This is a genomic window from Bacillus cereus group sp. RP37 (genome assembly GCF_040459695.1).
Classification (GTDB): Bacteria; Bacillota; Bacilli; order Bacillales; family Bacillaceae_G; genus Bacillus_A.
The window spans coordinates 855,319-870,616 of the sequence record NZ_JARVHP010000001.1; the positions used below are offsets into that span (position 1 = coordinate 855,319).

The following is a 15,298-nucleotide window of genomic DNA, read 5'->3' on the forward strand; positions in this document are numbered from 1 at the left end:
AATCTTTTTCTACTATTTACTCAAATGTTTTTTTGAAATAACATGAAAACGCTATCATTTAATGTATCCTATAATGAAACTATAGATTTATACTATATATTGCCCTCATCATAGTAAATTTCGGATAAGGTATCGCTTTTAGTAGGATAATAAGGTGAAAAAATCGGAGGGGGTTGTAACATGTTAAAGAAAAAAGTTCAAATTGGTCGTAGAATGGATGAAATTACAGTAGGAGAGAAATTATCTATCACTGAAAAAATTGAGGATAAAGATTTGTTATTGTACTTAGGGTTAACGAATGATGCCAATCCATTATATATTCAGCATGATTACGCATCCCAAACTCCGTATGAAAAGCCGATTGTACCAAGCATTATGCTAACTGGAATGATTACAACGGCAGTTACGAAATATTTACCAGGTCCAGGTAGCCATATTACGAGGAAGGACCTTACGTTCGTGAAGCATGTTCACCATTATGAAACGTTACAAATCCACTTTGAAGTTGTGGCTGTTTCTGAGGAGGAACATACAATTGATATGCTTGTATCTGCTCATGATGAAAAAGGGGAAACGGTTGTAAAAGGTGCTTTAACAGTAACGCCGCCTTTTAAATCAGTTTCTATTATGGAAAAAGCATTAGATAATTTTTAAAACATGAAAATATGAATAGCGCTAGCATACCTTATTATAAGGGGCTAGCGCTATTTTTAGTTGAAAAATCCTTCTTTAAAACCTTCGACAAATTCTGAACAACCTGTTTTAATCGTATCCCAGCTTGGTACGTTAAAAGTAAGGAAACATGTTACTACTAAAGTTAAAATAGGTAGTAATACTCGCATAATAGCCCTCGAATCGTATTTATTTATATATTTAAATTAATAATATATTCATCGGTAATTGAAGTCAATGAAAGAAGTGGTTTTTAAGGTGAGATGGAAAAGAGAGGACGTTTTCTTTGATACGATAAGAGAAGCTGAAGTGTGGGCAGACGGGGTCGTGAATGAAATGTATGGAAGAGTATTTGATGGATATGAAACACTAGATTATAAAATAGCGTATGCTCTTGCGTTTTTTCTAGCGAAAAATCGAGAATTCAATATTCATACGGAAGTAGAATTTAATGAAAATATAGAGGTGTATAAAGTATGGATAACAACACGTTAATTGGAGTGAATGAGTAATAACGATAGAACAATCTGAATCCATGAATAGACAATTATATTGAGAGGGACCTTGTTTTCTAGTATGATGAGAATAACGGGGAAAATACTAGGATGAAGAAGGTTTCAAGTCTATAACTTGGAGGAAAAGAATGAACAATCGTATTTTAGTAGTTGATGATGAGGAGTTTATCTTAACTTTAATTGAATTTAATTTACAACAAGCTGGGTTTGAAGTGATAACAGCTATGGATGGAGAAATGGCGCTTCAAAAAGCGACAACAGAACGCCCAGATTTAATTATATTAGATTTAATGCTTCCGAAAATGGATGGTATGGAAGTGTGTAAAGAATTACGATTGCAGCGCGTTATGACGCCAATTCTAATGTTAACAGCAAAAGATGATGAATTTGATAAGGTGCTAGGTCTTGAACTTGGGGCAGATGATTATATGACGAAGCCATTTAGCCCAAGGGAAGTTGTTGCACGTGTGAAGGCAATTTTGCGCCGCACGAAATTACAACAAGAAGAACAAGTTGCAGAAACGTCAGATGAAGAGAGCATCACACTTGCTGAACTTAAAATTTTGCCGGAATTTTATGAGGCTTATTTCCAAGGAAGAAAGCTTGAATTAACACCAAAAGAATTTGAATTACTTGTTTATCTTGCGAAAAATAAAAGTCGCGTGTTGACACGTGATCAATTATTAAGTGCTGTATGGAACTATGATTTTGCTGGTGATACACGAATTGTTGACGTTCATATTAGCCATTTGCGCGATAAAATTGAACAAAATACGAAAAAACCGACGTACATTAAAACGATACGTGGTTTAGGATATAAATTAGAGGAGCCAAAAGGGGATGAATAAATTTCGTTCCAGGCTTCTTTTTACATTTGTTTCTCTTATTGTGTTTATTTTAGTCGGACTCGGTTTATTGCTGGAAACCGTGTTTGAAAACTACTATATTGATCATGCAAAAGAGAGAATGATAAAAGAGACAGAGTATGTTGCGGTATTAGCAGAAGAACAAGGTTTTGATGATGTTTTAAAAAATCCATATGTATTTGAAAAGTTAGAAGAAAAAATACAGGCTTCTATTGCATTTGTAGATGAAAAAAAGAAAATTCAATATAGCGGCGGAGAACAGTCTGCGTTTAGCCAAGAGATAATTAAAGAACTTTCTTCTGAAACAATGAAACAAAGGAATAAAGTCATTACGAAAGAAACAGATCAGAATAATGAATTTTACCATGCGGTGTTCGTTCAAGATGTAGCAGGGAAACAAGGGTATATTTTGGTGAAAAGTACAATTGAGCCTTTGAAAGCCGTTCATCAAAAAACGTGGGGATTATTAATTATCGGATTTGTTATCGCGTGTCTCGTCGTCGTATTTTTAGGTATGAAAATTACAGGGCAATATATTAGGCCGATTGAATCGGTTACGAAAGTGGCTATTGAATTAGCGAAGGGCAATTATAAAGCACGCGCTTATGAAAGTCATTCTGATGAAACGGGAATGTTAAGTAAAGCGATTAATATTTTAGCTCGTAATTTACAAGAGATGACACTTGAACAAGAAATGCAACAAGATCGTCTACATACGTTAATTGAAAATATGGGAAGCGGAATGATTTTAATTGATAGCCGCGGTTATATAAACCTTGTAAACCGTTCGTATAAGGAGACTTTCCACGTAACAGATGAAGAATATTTAGATCGTTTATATTATGAGTCGTTTCATCATACAGAAATTATAGAGCTCGTGGAAGAAATCTTTATGACAGAAGTGAAAGTGCGTAAACAAATGTTATTGCCGCTTGGGATTGAGCGAAAGCATTTCGAAGTATATGGAGCACCGATTATTGGGACGAACCATGAATGGAAAGGAATTGTCCTTGTATTCCATGACATTACTGAGCTAAAGAAATTAGAACAAATGAGAAAAGACTTTTTAGCGAATGTTTCTCATGAACTAAAGACACCGATTACTTCTATTAAAGGTTTTTCAGAAACGCTCTTGGATGGAGCGATGGATAATAAGAAATTCTGCGAACATTTCTTACACATTATTTTAAAAGAAAGTGAACGCATGCAAGGATTAATTGAAGATTTATTAGATTTATCAAAGATTGAGCAACAAGGATTTAAATTGAGTATGGGGACCGTTGATATGAAGGGACTTCTTGAAGACATTCATATGGTGCTTGATAACAAAGCGGGAGAAAAAGAAATCTCTTTACAAGTAAATGCGCTAAAACGTGTCTCTGTCATTGGAGATCCAAGTCGTTTGAAGCAAATCTTTATTAATTTAATGAATAACGCAATCGTATATACGCCGGCTGGAGGCGTTGTTTCTGTAGAATTAGCAGAAGATAAATATAATGCTTATATAAAAGTGTCAGATACTGGAATTGGTATTAGTAAAGATGAAATTCCACGTATTTTTGAACGCTTTTACCGAGTGGATAAAGCGAGAAGTAGAAATACTGGTGGTACAGGTCTTGGATTATCGATTGTAAAGCATTTAGTTGAGGCGCATCACGGTATGATTACAGTAGATAGTGAAGTTGGGGAAGGGACAACATTTACAGTTGTTTTACCGAAATCAGCAACTGAAAAATAGGATGAAGGATGTTTACAATATATTAACAATGGCTTAATTAAATATTAATAAAGCTCTGTTAATATAATACATGAAAACCCCTTCATCCAAGGAGTAATTTTGGACGAGAATAGTTATGCTGTTCTCGTCACTTCCCTTTTATGTTAGTAAACGTTTTTATATATGATAGAAAATAGCCGTTATTTTTCTTCTCTCTATTAGTCATGTTAATATAGAGAAAGGAAAGGAACGGTTTTTTTCTGTGAAAAAAACCATTTCAAATTTGTATGGGGAGGTTTCTGATTTGGAAAAAAAAGTCGTATTAGTAGATGGTAATAATATCGCGTATCGTGCTTTCTTTGCACTACCGCTTTTAAATAACGACAAAGGTATACATACGAACGCAATTTACGGTTTTACAATGATGTTAATGAGAATATTAGAGGAAGAAAAACCGACGCATATGTTAGTAGCGTTTGATGCGGGTAAAACAACGTTCCGTCATAAAACGTATAGTGATTATAAAGGAGGACGTCAAAAGACTCCGCCTGAATTATCAGAACAATTCCCGTTTATTCGTGAGATGCTTGATGCATTCAATGTACCGCGTTATGAATTAGAAAATTATGAAGCGGATGACATTATGGGAACGTTAGCGAAAGAAGCGAGTGAACAAGGGGCAAATGTAAAAGTTATTTCAGGAGATAAGGATTTACTTCAACTGGTTTCTGATAACACGCTTGTATGTATTCCTCGAAAAGGGATTACAGAAGTGGATGAATATACGACGGAAGCTTTATTTGAGAAATACAGCTTATCACCAAAGCAAATTATCGATATGAAAGGTTTAATGGGAGACCAGTCAGATAATATTCCGGGTGTACCAGGAGTTGGTGAAAAAACTGCGATTAAATTGTTAACACAGTTTGGAACGGTTGAAGCAGTGTATGAAAATATAGATCAAGTGAGTGGGAAGAAATTAAAAGAAAAACTGGAAGCAAATAAAGACCAAGCTCTTATGAGTAAAGATCTTGCAACGATTATTACAGATGCACCAATTACTGTGCATGTGGATGATATGGAGTATAAAGGGTATGAAGCAAGTGATGTGATTCCAATGTTCGAGAATTTAGGATTTACATCTCTTTTAAATAAATTAGGTGTTACGCCAGAAGAAACGGCTCCAGCGGAATTAGATGATATTACATTTGATATTGTGGAAGAAGTTACAGAAGAAATGCTTCAGCAAGATAGTGCGCTTATTGTTGAAGTACAAGAAGATAACTATCATAAAGCAGATATTCAAGGTTTTGGTATTCAAAATGAAAACGGCTGTTACTTTATTCAGAAGGATATTGCATTTGCATCGGATGCTTTCAAAGCATGGCTTGCAAATGGAGAAATGAGAAAGCATACATTTGATGCGAAGCGTGCGATTGTTGCGCTTAAATGGAATGGGATAGATATGCAAGGGATTGACTTTGATCTATTAATCGCTGCTTATTTACTTGACCCGGCTGACACAGATAAAGATTTCCGTACTGTAGCGAAAATGAAAGAAACGCATGCTGTGAAATCGGATGAAGAAGTTTACGGAAAAGGCGCGAAGCGTGCTGTTCCAGAGTTAGAAGTAGTAGCGGAGCATGTAGCTCGTAAAGTGCATGTATTATATGATGTAAAGCAAACATTCGTTGAAGAGTTAGAAAAGAATGAGCAATATGAACTGTTTACAGAGTTAGAATTACCACTTGCACGTGTATTAGCTGATATGGAAGTAAAAGGTGTAAAAGTTGATACAGAGCGTCTTCGTAATATGGGAGAAGAACTTGCAGGTAGATTAAAGGAAATGGAACAGGAAATTTATAAGCTTGCAGGAACAGAATTTAATATTAATTCACCGAAGCAGCTTGGTGTTATTCTGTTTGAGAACTTAAACTTACCAGTTATTAAAAAGACGAAAACAGGTTATTCTACGTCAGCTGATGTACTAGAAAAGCTTATGGATCGCCATGAAATCATTCCAAACATTTTACATTATCGTCAATTAGGGAAACTAAATTCAACTTATATTGAAGGTTTATTAAAAGTTGTACATGAAGATTCATCTAAAATCCATACTCGTTTCAATCAAGTATTAACGCAAACGGGTCGATTAAGTTCAACGGATCCGAACTTACAAAATATCCCGATTCGATTAGAAGAAGGAAGAAAGATTCGTCAGGCATTTGTTCCATCAGAAGAAGGATGGATTATGTACGCGGCAGATTATTCACAAATTGAACTTCGCGTATTAGCTCATATTGCAAATGATAAAGGGCTAGTTGAAGCGTTCCAACATGATATGGATATTCATACGAAAACAGCGATGGATGTATTTGGCGTTGAAAAAGATGAAGTAACGTCGAATATGAGACGACAAGCGAAAGCTGTTAATTTCGGAATTGTGTATGGTATTAGTGATTATGGTCTTTCACAAAACTTAGGAATTACAAGAAAAGCAGCAGCGGAATTTATTGAAAAGTATTTAGAAAGTTTCCCTGGTGTACAAGAATACATGAGTGACATCGTAAAAGATGCGAAACAAAAAGGATATGTGGCTACATTATTAAATCGCCGCCGTTATATTCCGGAAATTACGAGTCGTAATTTCAATTTACGAAGCTTTGCTGAGCGTACGGCTATGAATACACCAATTCAAGGGACTGCGGCAGATATTATTAAAAAAGCGATGATTATTATGGCAGACCGTCTAGAAGAAGAAGGATTACAGGCGCGTCTACTTCTGCAAGTACACGATGAATTGATATTTGAAGCACCAAAAGAAGAGATTGAAAAATTAGAGAAGCTTGTACCAGAAGTAATGGAGCATGCGATTGAACTCGTAGTTCCGCTGAAAGTTGATTATTCTTACGGTCCAACTTGGTACGACGCAAAATAAGGAAGTGATGAAATGCCTGAATTACCAGAGGTTGAAAACGTCAGACGGACACTTGAAAATCTTGTGACAGGAAAAACAATTGAAGATGTCATTGTTACTTATCCGAAAATAGTAAAACGACCGGATGATGCAGAAATTTTTAAAGAAATGCTAAGAGGCGAGAAGATTGAAAGTATAAAGCGAAGAGGAAAGTTTTTGCTTTTATATGTAACGAATTATGTTATTGTTTCACACTTGCGTATGGAAGGTAAGTTTTTACTGCATCAAGAGGGTGAACCAATTGATAAGCATACGCACGTCCGTTTCTTATTTACAGATGGAACTGAATTACATTATAAAGATGTGAGAAAGTTTGGTACGATGCATCTCTTTAAGAAAGGTGAAGAGTTGAATCAAATGCCTCTTGCTGACTTAGGTCCGGAGCCGTTTGATGCTGAATTGACACCACAGTATTTACAAGAAAGATTGCAAAAGACGAATCGTAAAATAAAAGTCGTATTATTAGACCAGCGACTTTTAGTAGGGCTTGGAAATATATATGTAGATGAAGTTTTATTCCGTTCTCAAATTCATCCGGAACGAGAAGCTTCGTCTTTAACAGCAGAAGAAATTGAACGAATTTACGAGGCGACTGTTACAACGTTAGGTGAAGCAGTGAAGCGAGGCGGAAGTACAATTCGAACGTATATCAACTCGCAAGGGCAAATTGGTTCGTTCCAAGAACTTCTAAATGTATATGGAAAAAAGGGAGAACCGTGTGTAACTTGCGGTACGATATTAGAAAAAACAGTTGTTGGCGGAAGAGGAACGCATTACTGTCCAATTTGTCAGCCGAGAATATAGAAAAGAGATAACATCGGATAGGCATTTGTCATATACATACAGCAGGGCTATGTATAAGGGAGGAGCTTACCGATGTACCTTTATTTATCTCTTATTTTATTAGCTTTTACATTAAGCTTAGATAGCTGTAGTGTAGGGCTAACATATGGTTTAAGAAGCGTAAGAATTCCACTAAGATCAATTATAATTATCGGAATGTGTTCAGCGGCTGTTATGCTTGTTTCAATGGGAATTGGACATATGATCGCGAAAATATTTTCACCTGCTATCGCAACGCGTATCGGTGGGCTTGTTCTTATTGGAATTGGAATTTGGGTGTTATACCAATTTTTTCGAAGTGAAAAAAAAGAAGAACCGAAGCAAGAGGAGAAGGTTTGGAAATTAGAAATTGCTTCACTCGGGCTAGTGATTCAAATTTTACGGAAACCGACTGTTGCAGATTTTGATAAATCAGGCACCATTTCTGCAGGAGAAGCGTTACTTCTTGGTATCGCTCTTTCTATAGATTCGTTCGGTGCTGGAATTGGTGCATCTTTATTAGGGTATGCACCTGCTATGATGGCGATATTAGTTGCAGTGATGAGTTCTTTGTTTTTATTTATTGGAATGAAACTTGGAACGGTTTTATCAAATATGAAATGGTTACAAAAATTTACATTCCTGCCTGGGGTATTACTCATTATTATTGGAATTTGGAAAATGTAAGTATGGGCGTGGAACATTAGTTTCGCGCCTTTTATATTGTGAGGAGGATTATGATGACAGTAGTAATTGGATTAACGGGAGGCATTGCAAGTGGAAAAAGTACAGTGTCTCAAATGTTTCGTGAACTGAGTATACCAGTTATTGATGCAGATATTATTGCGCGAGAAGTTGTAGAACGAGGAAAACCAGCATATAACAAAATTGTAGAAGTGTTTGGAACGGAAGTATTACAAGAAGATGGAGAACTGGATCGTCCAAAATTAGGAAGTGTCGTTTTCTATAATGAAGAAAAACGATTGCAGTTAAACAAAATTGTTCATCCTGCAGTGCGTGAAGAAATGAATAGGCAAAAGGAAATGTACATAAAAGAAGGTGCGCAAGCGGTTGTTTTAGATATTCCTCTCTTATTTGAAAGTAAATTAACAAGTCTCGTTGACCGCGTTTTAGTTGTAGCAGTTAAGTCGCATACGCAATTAGAACGTTTAATGAAACGAAATAATTTTTCGGAAGAAGAAGCAACAGCTCGTATTCAATCTCAGATGCCATTAGAAGAAAAAGTGAAAAATGCAGATGAAGTGATAAATAATGATGGCACAATTATGGGAACGAAAACACAATTACAGGTGATTTTAAAGAATTGGAACATTATTGACTAAAAAATTGTGAAATTAATGAAAATGCTTAGTGACATATCCTCTTTTTGTGTTATACTATTATTGGCATTGGAGATAAATAGTATAACGCATTCAAGGGGGATAACATATTATGACTCGTGTGGCAATTAATGGATTTGGACGTATTGGGAGAATGGTATTTCGTCAGGCAATAAAAGAAAGCGCATTCGAAATTGTAGCAATCAATGCAAGCTATCCATCTGAAACGTTAGCACATTTAATTAAATATGATACAGTTCACGGCAAGTTTGACGGAACAGTAGAAGCATTTGAAGATCACTTATTAGTTGATGGGAAAATGATTCGCCTTTTAAACAACCGCGATCCAAAGGAATTGCCTTGGACAGATTTAGGTGTTGAAGTTGTAATTGAAGCAACTGGTAAATTTAATTCAAAAGAAAAAGCAATTCTTCATGTTGAAGCTGGAGCGAAAAAAGTTATTTTAACAGCGCCTGGTAAGAATGAAGATGTAACAATTGTAGTTGGTGTGAACGAAGACCAATTAGATATTACAAAACATACTGTTATTTCAAATGCATCTTGTACAACAAACTGTTTAGCGCCTGTTGTTAAGGTGTTAGATGAGCAGTTTGGCATTGAAAACGGTTTAATGACAACTGTTCACGCTTATACAAATGACCAAAAAAATATTGATAACCCACATAAAGATTTAAGAAGAGCACGTGCTTGCGGACAATCAATCATTCCGACAACGACAGGTGCCGCGAAAGCGCTTGCAAAAGTTCTTCCGCACTTAAACGGAAAACTTCATGGTATGGCACTTCGTGTACCAACACCAAACGTGTCTCTTGTTGACTTAGTAGTAGATGTAAAACGTGATGTGACAGTTGAAGCTATTAATGAAGCATTCAAAACTGTTGCAAACGGTGCGTTAAAAGGTATTGTAGAATTCAGTGAAGAACCTTTAGTATCTATTGACTTTAATACAAATACACACTCAGCTATTATTGATGGTTTATCTACAATGGTAATGGGTGATCGTAAAGTGAAAGTACTTGCTTGGTATGATAACGAGTGGGGCTACTCTCGTCGTGTTGTAGATCTTGTAACGCTAGTTGTTGAAGAATTAGCGAAACAAGAAAATGTGCAACATATTTAAGTGAATAAGGGAGAGGGCAAGGGAATATTTGCCCTCTTTTTTTATTTTTTTCTGAAAAGGAAAAAAATTATATAAGTATATTTTTGAAAGTGGACATACCACGAAACGTTGTGATTACTGTATTTGTGAATCGTTTATTTTTTTTAGGGAAAAGTAAAGAGGAAAATATGACAGAAAATCGAAAAAACTGTTGTTGCAAAATGAAAATAAACAAAGTATACTAACACTCGTAAACTTAAGAGCTGAGGTACGTAGTCACTACTTAAAGGGTTAGGACCTCTCTGGACTAACTTTCCCCCGTGGTAGTGGAGCAAGCCAAATTGCAAATTAGTTTTCAATTCGAACAGTTAGAATAAATTTACAAGGGGGAACTGTAGAATGGATACTATGGATACGATGGGTCGTCACGTGATCGCTGAACTTTGGGATTGCGATTTCGACAAGCTTAATGACATGCCGTATATTGAACAATTATTTGTGGATGCAGCACTAAGAGCTGGTGCTGAAGTGCGTGAGGTTGCTTTCCATAAATTTGCACCACAAGGTGTAAGTGGAGTAGTAATTATCTCGGAATCACATTTAACAATTCATAGCTTTCCGGAGCACGGTTACGCAAGTATTGATGTTTATACTTGTGGGGATCGTATTGATCCAAATGTTGCTGCAGAATATATTGCAGAAGGTTTAAACGCGAAAACGCGTGAGAGCATCGAGCTTCCTCGAGGCACTGGTAGCTTCGAAATTAAGCAGAGAGAAACAAAAGCTCTTTAAAAAAGAACATAATTGATTTAAAATGTAAAGAGGTGTATAATGCACCTCTTTTTTAGTTTATAAAAAAGGAAACATATAACGTACTCGTTAGTGAGATAAATTGAGCTCTTACGAATAAGTTATCACCCCATCTACCATCTTATTTTTAAAAACGAGATGTTAAAGTAATGTGCTGAAACTTAAAGTGGTAAGAGAGTTAGAATGAGTTATATAATACTGTATATATATTGTAGATGAAGTAAGTAGAGAAAAAATAAAGAGTATAGTGTAAAGGAGTGAATATATTGCGTTGTCCATCCTGTTCTCATAATGGTACAAGAGTGTTAGATTCGCGTCCGGTAGACGAGGGGCGCTCTATTCGAAGAAGGAGAGAGTGTGAAAGTTGTTTAAGTCGCTTTACGACATTTGAAAGAGTAGAAGAATCACCTCTTATCGTTGTAAAAAAAGAAGGCACACGAGAAGAGTTTAATAAAGAAAAGATTTTGCGCGGCTTAATTAAAGCGTGCGAAAAAAGACCAGTATCTTTAAGGCAATTAGAAGAAGTAACTCAAAGTGTGGAACGTGAACTTCGTAATTTAGGTATATCAGAAGTGAAAAGTGATATGATTGGTGAAATTGTTATGGAAGAACTGCGTGATATCGACGATGTTGCTTACGTACGTTTTGCTTCTGTATATCGCCAATTTAAAGATTTAAATGTATTTATTGAAGAATTAAAAGATATACTGCAAAAAGAAAGAGAATAGAAGCTGTATTTTATTCTCTTACATACCGTAAGTAATGAGATAAGAGAGCTAGAAGCGAAAGCTAATAGCTCTTTTTCGCTAAGAAATTATATAATGAAGATAGAACGAATGAAGTAGAGTATAGATTGGATGAGAGAAAGGAAAAGCAAGAATGGAAAAACAGTCATGGATGGAGCTATTGCCAATTGATCGTTATAAAGTAAGTGCGAAAGGGTTACTGCATAATTACGACCGAAAAGTATTAACGATGTTGTATCAGCCGTTAATAGGTAGTAGAGCTTTTAGCTTGTACATGACGCTATGGGGAGAGTTAGAGCAAGATCGTGTATTTGGAAAAGAGAATACACATCATTCCCTTATGGTGACCATGCAAATGCAGCTTCCTGAAATATATGAGGAACGAGTAAAGTTAGAGGCAATTGGGCTTTTAAAAGTATATATTAAGAAAGAAAAAGATATTCGAATGTTTATATACGAGCTGCAACCACCTTTATCTCCAAAGCAATTTTTTGATGATATTGTGTTAAGTATCTTTTTATACAATCGATTGAGCCGGACAAAATATAATCAAGTAAAGCAATATTTCTTAGAAGAAGAATTTGATTTTGCTTCTTATGAGAATGTTACGCGTTCTTTCAATGATGTGTTTGGTTCGTTTAATCCAGGACAGCTTGAGCATGCGCAAGAGGACCTTCGTATTCCAAAAACGACAGTGATGCCAAGTAACAAGAAGGGAGACGCTCCAAAAGTTTGGAATGATTTCTTTGATTTCTCCTTATTTGTAGATGGTTTGTCCGCTCTTGTCCCTAAAAAGGCGATTACAGATCAAGTGCGAGAATGTGTCATTACACTCGCTTACGTGTATGATGTAGATGTGTTATCGATGCAAAATATCGTTCTTGGTGCGGTGACAGAGATGCAGACAATTGATATCGAAAGGCTTAGAAAAGGAGCACGTGATTGGTATCAGTTCGAAAATGGTCAAGCGTTACCTGTATTAAGTGAAAGAGTACAGCCTCATGCTGCACGTGTGATGAAAGAGAAAGAGCCTTCTACACAAGAAGAGATGTTAATGCAACAGTTAGAGGAAATCTCACCAAAACAACTATTGAAAGAAATTTCTGGTGGTGCAGAGGCGACGAAGGCTGACTTGCAAATCGTTGAAGATGTAATGATCAATCAAAAGTTAACGCCAGGTGTTGTGAATGTACTTATTTATTACGTTATGCTACGCTCAGATATGAAACTTGCGAAAACGTATGTGGAGAAGATTGCTGGGCATTGGGCACGTAAAAAGGTCGGTACAGTAGCTGAAGCAATGGCGTTAGCGAAAGAAGAAAATCGTCAATATCAAGAATGGGCTGAGACGAAGAAAAAAGGCCGTACCTCGAGGAAAACAGTGCGAAAAGAAATGGTGCCAGATTGGCTGAAAGAAGAGCCGAAAGAACAAGAGAAAGAAACAGTGAAGAAAGATGTAAATAAGAAAAAAGATGCAAGTACGTTAGATGATGAACGAAAACGACTAGAAGAAGTGTTGAAAAAATATAAGCGTGATTAATAGAAGAGAATGAACGCTCTTTGAGGTGAGAAAATGGAGCATATTCAAAATTCATTTGCAAAGTTAATGGAAAATAAAAATTTTAAAAATAGATATGAAGTATTAAAGGCGGAAGTAATGGCACATCCGCGTGTGAAAGAATTTATAGACGAACATAAAGGTGAAGTAACAACTTCTATGATTGAGCGCAGCCTTGTGAAGTTATACGAATATATTGGACAAAGTGTAGGTTGTGCGGATTGTCCGGATCTAGGTTCGTGTAAAAACATGCTGCAAGGATATGAGCCAAAGCTCGTTATTCAAGGGAAGATGATTGATATTCAATACGATCGTTGCGTTAGAAAAGTAGCATATGACGAGAGAAAGAAATATGAAAAACTCGTTCAAAGTGTATATATGCCAACTGACATTTTACAAGCGACGATGGAAAACTTAGACCCTTCAGATTTAGATGCACGTATTGATGCAATTGGTGCAGCTAATGAATTTTTAAGTACATATGAACCTGGTAAAAAAGTGCAAGGTTTGTATTTGTACGGTAAATTTGGTGTAGGGAAAACGTATTTGTTAGGAGCAATTGCGAATGAGCTTGCTCAAAAGAAAATAAGTTCGATGCTCGTATACTTCCCTGAATTTCTACGTGAAATTAAAAGTTCGATTCAAGATAATTCGATTGGGGAAAAGATTGATGCAGTGAAACGCGTACAAGTTTTAATGTTAGATGATATTGGAGCAGAAGCGATGTCAAGCTTTGTGCGTGATGATGTGCTTGGCGCAATTTTGCAATTCCGTATGTTAGAAAACTTACCGACGTTCTTTACGTCTAACTTTGATTTCAAGGAATTGGAACATCATTTAACGTATACACAACGTGGTGAAGCAGAACAAATGAAAGCAGCACGTATTATGGAACGAATTAAATATTTAGCGAAACCAATTCCAATTGGCGGGAAAAACCGACGTCATAAGTAAAAGAGCAAGCTGAGAAGCTTGCTCTTTTTTCGTTTTGAACACTTTTCAGACTAGGTGAATTGTAAAACGAAAAGTTCTTATGGAAAATTCATTGTAGCTTGTATCATTTTTTTCTCCCTCCCTTAATATATATAAAATTAGCAAGCCATATCGAGTGGATTTTCTAGCGATAAGAACTGTAATTCTACTAAGAGTGAACTTCCACGGGACGGACTCTTATAGGATTTGTAACGTATAGATACAGTCCTTTAGAGCAGGGATAAAAGGGGGGACAAGAGTGATTGAAATTTGCTTCGAAGAAAAAAATGATGCTATGCATGTATATAGACAGCTACTGAAAAGAGCGGAACTGTTATATAAGGAAACGAGTGTATATTTACAGGAACAAAAGATTGTAATTCATATACCAGTATGTGAATCGAATTATATTGAAAAGATTTTATTGCCAGTAATGGTATATTTCATTGTGAATGTAAAGCAAAACGAGTGGATTTATACAATCTTAAAAGAAAAGTTTTTTTATGAAGAAGAGGAAGAGTGTCATCAAATATTGCATATGGCACAAGAGATATTAAAGGGAAGAAGAAAAGGGGTTGCTCGTGAATTAACACGTCATGCATTCGAATCATATATTAAGTCTTCTTTAAATAATTGGCTTTGTGATCCGCTTTCGTTCTCGTTTTCATCATATGTTCGTTTTCGTCTTCGTACATATAGGGAAATGGTAGCTAAGATTGCTGAAGTGGCGATTGATGAGTATAAGTTGGAACAAGAATATCAAATGTTTATTGAGACGCTCCGGCAACAAGTACGTAGCCGAAAATCACGGTTGTCCAGTGTGCATCTTATTTTTGATGAAAGTTTTATTTTCTATGATGATAAAGGTAGACGTTTAAAACAAGAGAAATTGGTTCAATATATAGATGAAGACTTATTAAAGCAAAAGGATGTATATATTGATACGAAAGTAATTGCACCACTTCTTTCTATTTCGCCGAAAAAAATTTATTTATATACGAAAGAACAAGACCATAATATGATTATTACTTTGCGAAATGTATTTCAAGAGCGGGTACAATTACATGGATTACATGAGTTTGAGCGCAATGTGAAAAAATTAAAAAATAAAGGTAACGCCCTTGATTTTCTAAGTTTTTGAGCATATAATTACCTACATAAATGAAATATATTGAAATGTCAT

15 protein-coding genes and 1 other annotated feature (1 of these 16 cut by a window edge) are annotated in these 15,298 nt (G+C 35.8%); of the genes, 14 read left to right on the top strand and 1 reads right to left on the bottom strand.

The features are described from left to right. Nucleotides 1-180 precede the first annotated feature (180 nt). The gene (locus tag QCI44_RS04550; RefSeq protein ID WP_016086003.1) at nucleotides 181-654 is read left to right on the top strand and encodes a MaoC family dehydratase; all 474 of its coding nucleotides are present in this window, start codon (nucleotides 181-183) and stop codon (nucleotides 652-654) included. Between the two features lie 56 nt (nucleotides 655-710). Here the strand turns inward: QCI44_RS04550 and QCI44_RS04555 are convergent, their stop codons facing one another. Then, entirely contained in the window at nucleotides 711-842 is a 132-nt protein-coding gene (locus tag QCI44_RS04555; protein WP_016086004.1) for a hypothetical protein, read from the bottom strand. An 88-nt stretch (nucleotides 843-930) separates the two neighbouring features. On the opposite strand from QCI44_RS04555, the gene QCI44_RS04560 reads away from it, so the two are divergent. From QCI44_RS04560 to ytxC, 13 genes are all read left to right on the top strand, one after another. Continuing rightward, complete coding sequence (locus QCI44_RS04560; protein WP_033659780.1) at nucleotides 931-1,167, top strand: hypothetical protein; 237 nt, start codon at nucleotides 931-933, stop codon at nucleotides 1,165-1,167. Nucleotides 1,168-1,315: 148 nt separating this feature from the next. Continuing rightward, nucleotides 1,316-2,035, top strand: coding sequence for a two-component system response regulator PhoP (phoP, locus tag QCI44_RS04565; protein WP_016086006.1), 720 nt, complete (start codon nucleotides 1,316-1,318; stop codon nucleotides 2,033-2,035). Then, nucleotides 2,028-3,791 (top strand): sensory box histidine kinase PhoR, encoded by a 1,764-nt coding sequence (gene phoR / locus QCI44_RS04570; protein WP_353811016.1) that lies wholly within the window; start codon nucleotides 2,028-2,030, stop codon nucleotides 3,789-3,791. The genes phoP and phoR overlap by 8 nt, the downstream gene beginning before the upstream one ends. A 283-nt stretch (nucleotides 3,792-4,074) precedes the next feature. Continuing rightward, complete coding sequence (polA, locus tag QCI44_RS04575; RefSeq protein ID WP_016086008.1) at nucleotides 4,075-6,708, top strand: DNA polymerase I; 2,634 nt, start codon at nucleotides 4,075-4,077, stop codon at nucleotides 6,706-6,708. 12 nt (nucleotides 6,709-6,720) lie between these two features. Further along, on the top strand, nucleotides 6,721-7,551 hold the full coding sequence (gene mutM / locus QCI44_RS04580; protein WP_016135432.1) for a DNA-formamidopyrimidine glycosylase: 831 nt from the start codon (nucleotides 6,721-6,723) through the stop codon (nucleotides 7,549-7,551). A 72-nt stretch (nucleotides 7,552-7,623) separates the two neighbouring features. After that, nucleotides 7,624-8,256 (top strand): sporulation membrane protein YtaF, encoded by a 633-nt coding sequence (gene ytaF / locus QCI44_RS04585; protein ID WP_016135431.1) that lies wholly within the window; start codon nucleotides 7,624-7,626, stop codon nucleotides 8,254-8,256. 53 nt (nucleotides 8,257-8,309) lie between these two features. Further along, entirely contained in the window at nucleotides 8,310-8,912 is a 603-nt protein-coding gene (gene coaE / locus QCI44_RS04590) for a dephospho-CoA kinase (RefSeq protein WP_016086010.1), read from the top strand. 109 nt (nucleotides 8,913-9,021) lie between these two features. Continuing rightward, nucleotides 9,022-10,050 carry a glyceraldehyde-3-phosphate dehydrogenase gene (locus QCI44_RS04595; RefSeq protein WP_000198979.1) on the top strand — a complete coding sequence of 343 codons (1,029 nt, stop codon included), beginning with the start codon at nucleotides 9,022-9,024 and terminating at the stop codon, nucleotides 10,048-10,050. Nucleotides 10,051-10,437: 387 nt separating this feature from the next. Further along, nucleotides 10,438-10,821 (top strand): adenosylmethionine decarboxylase, encoded by a 384-nt coding sequence (gene speD / locus QCI44_RS04600; protein WP_002003660.1) that lies wholly within the window; start codon nucleotides 10,438-10,440, stop codon nucleotides 10,819-10,821. A 284-nt stretch (nucleotides 10,822-11,105) separates the two neighbouring features. Continuing rightward, nucleotides 11,106-11,567, top strand: a complete 462-nt coding sequence (gene nrdR / locus QCI44_RS04605) for a transcriptional regulator NrdR (protein ID WP_001203687.1) — start codon at nucleotides 11,106-11,108, stop codon at nucleotides 11,565-11,567. 151 nt (nucleotides 11,568-11,718) lie between these two features. Continuing rightward, entirely contained in the window at nucleotides 11,719-13,125 is a 1,407-nt protein-coding gene (locus QCI44_RS04610; RefSeq protein ID WP_016135430.1) for a replication initiation and membrane attachment family protein, read from the top strand. Between the two features lie 33 nt (nucleotides 13,126-13,158). Continuing rightward, nucleotides 13,159-14,097 (top strand): primosomal protein DnaI, encoded by a 939-nt coding sequence (gene dnaI, locus QCI44_RS04615; protein ID WP_016086012.1) that lies wholly within the window; start codon nucleotides 13,159-13,161, stop codon nucleotides 14,095-14,097. Between the two features lie 277 nt (nucleotides 14,098-14,374). Continuing rightward, a complete protein-coding gene (gene ytxC, locus QCI44_RS04620; RefSeq protein WP_016136839.1) occupies nucleotides 14,375-15,256 on the top strand; it encodes a putative sporulation protein YtxC in 882 nt (293 codons plus the stop codon). Nucleotides 15,257-15,287: 31 nt separating this feature from the next. Continuing rightward, nucleotides 15,288-15,298 (top strand) — a binding site (T-box leader); it runs 218 nt beyond the window's last position.

Excerpts from the sequence above, each read along its gene's own strand:
- QCI44_RS04550 (WP_016086003.1), top strand. The coding sequence starts at position 181 with ATGTTAAAGAAAAAAGTTCAAATTGGTCGTAGAATGGATGAAATTACA.
- QCI44_RS04555 (WP_016086004.1), bottom strand. The coding sequence starts at position 842 with ATGCGAGTATTACTACCTATTTTAACTTTAGTAGTAACATGTTTCCTT.
- phoP (WP_016086006.1), top strand. The coding sequence starts at position 1,316 with ATGAACAATCGTATTTTAGTAGTTGATGATGAGGAGTTTATCTTAACT.
- phoR (WP_353811016.1), top strand. The coding sequence starts at position 2,028 with ATGAATAAATTTCGTTCCAGGCTTCTTTTTACATTTGTTTCTCTTATT.
- mutM (WP_016135432.1), top strand. The coding sequence starts at position 6,721 with ATGCCTGAATTACCAGAGGTTGAAAACGTCAGACGGACACTTGAAAAT.
- ytaF (WP_016135431.1), top strand. The coding sequence starts at position 7,624 with ATGTACCTTTATTTATCTCTTATTTTATTAGCTTTTACATTAAGCTTA.
- coaE (WP_016086010.1), top strand. The coding sequence starts at position 8,310 with ATGACAGTAGTAATTGGATTAACGGGAGGCATTGCAAGTGGAAAAAGT.
- QCI44_RS04595 (WP_000198979.1), top strand. The coding sequence starts at position 9,022 with ATGACTCGTGTGGCAATTAATGGATTTGGACGTATTGGGAGAATGGTA.
- speD (WP_002003660.1), top strand. The coding sequence starts at position 10,438 with ATGGATACGATGGGTCGTCACGTGATCGCTGAACTTTGGGATTGCGAT.
- QCI44_RS04610 (WP_016135430.1), top strand. The coding sequence starts at position 11,719 with ATGGAAAAACAGTCATGGATGGAGCTATTGCCAATTGATCGTTATAAA.
- dnaI (WP_016086012.1), top strand. The coding sequence starts at position 13,159 with ATGGAGCATATTCAAAATTCATTTGCAAAGTTAATGGAAAATAAAAAT.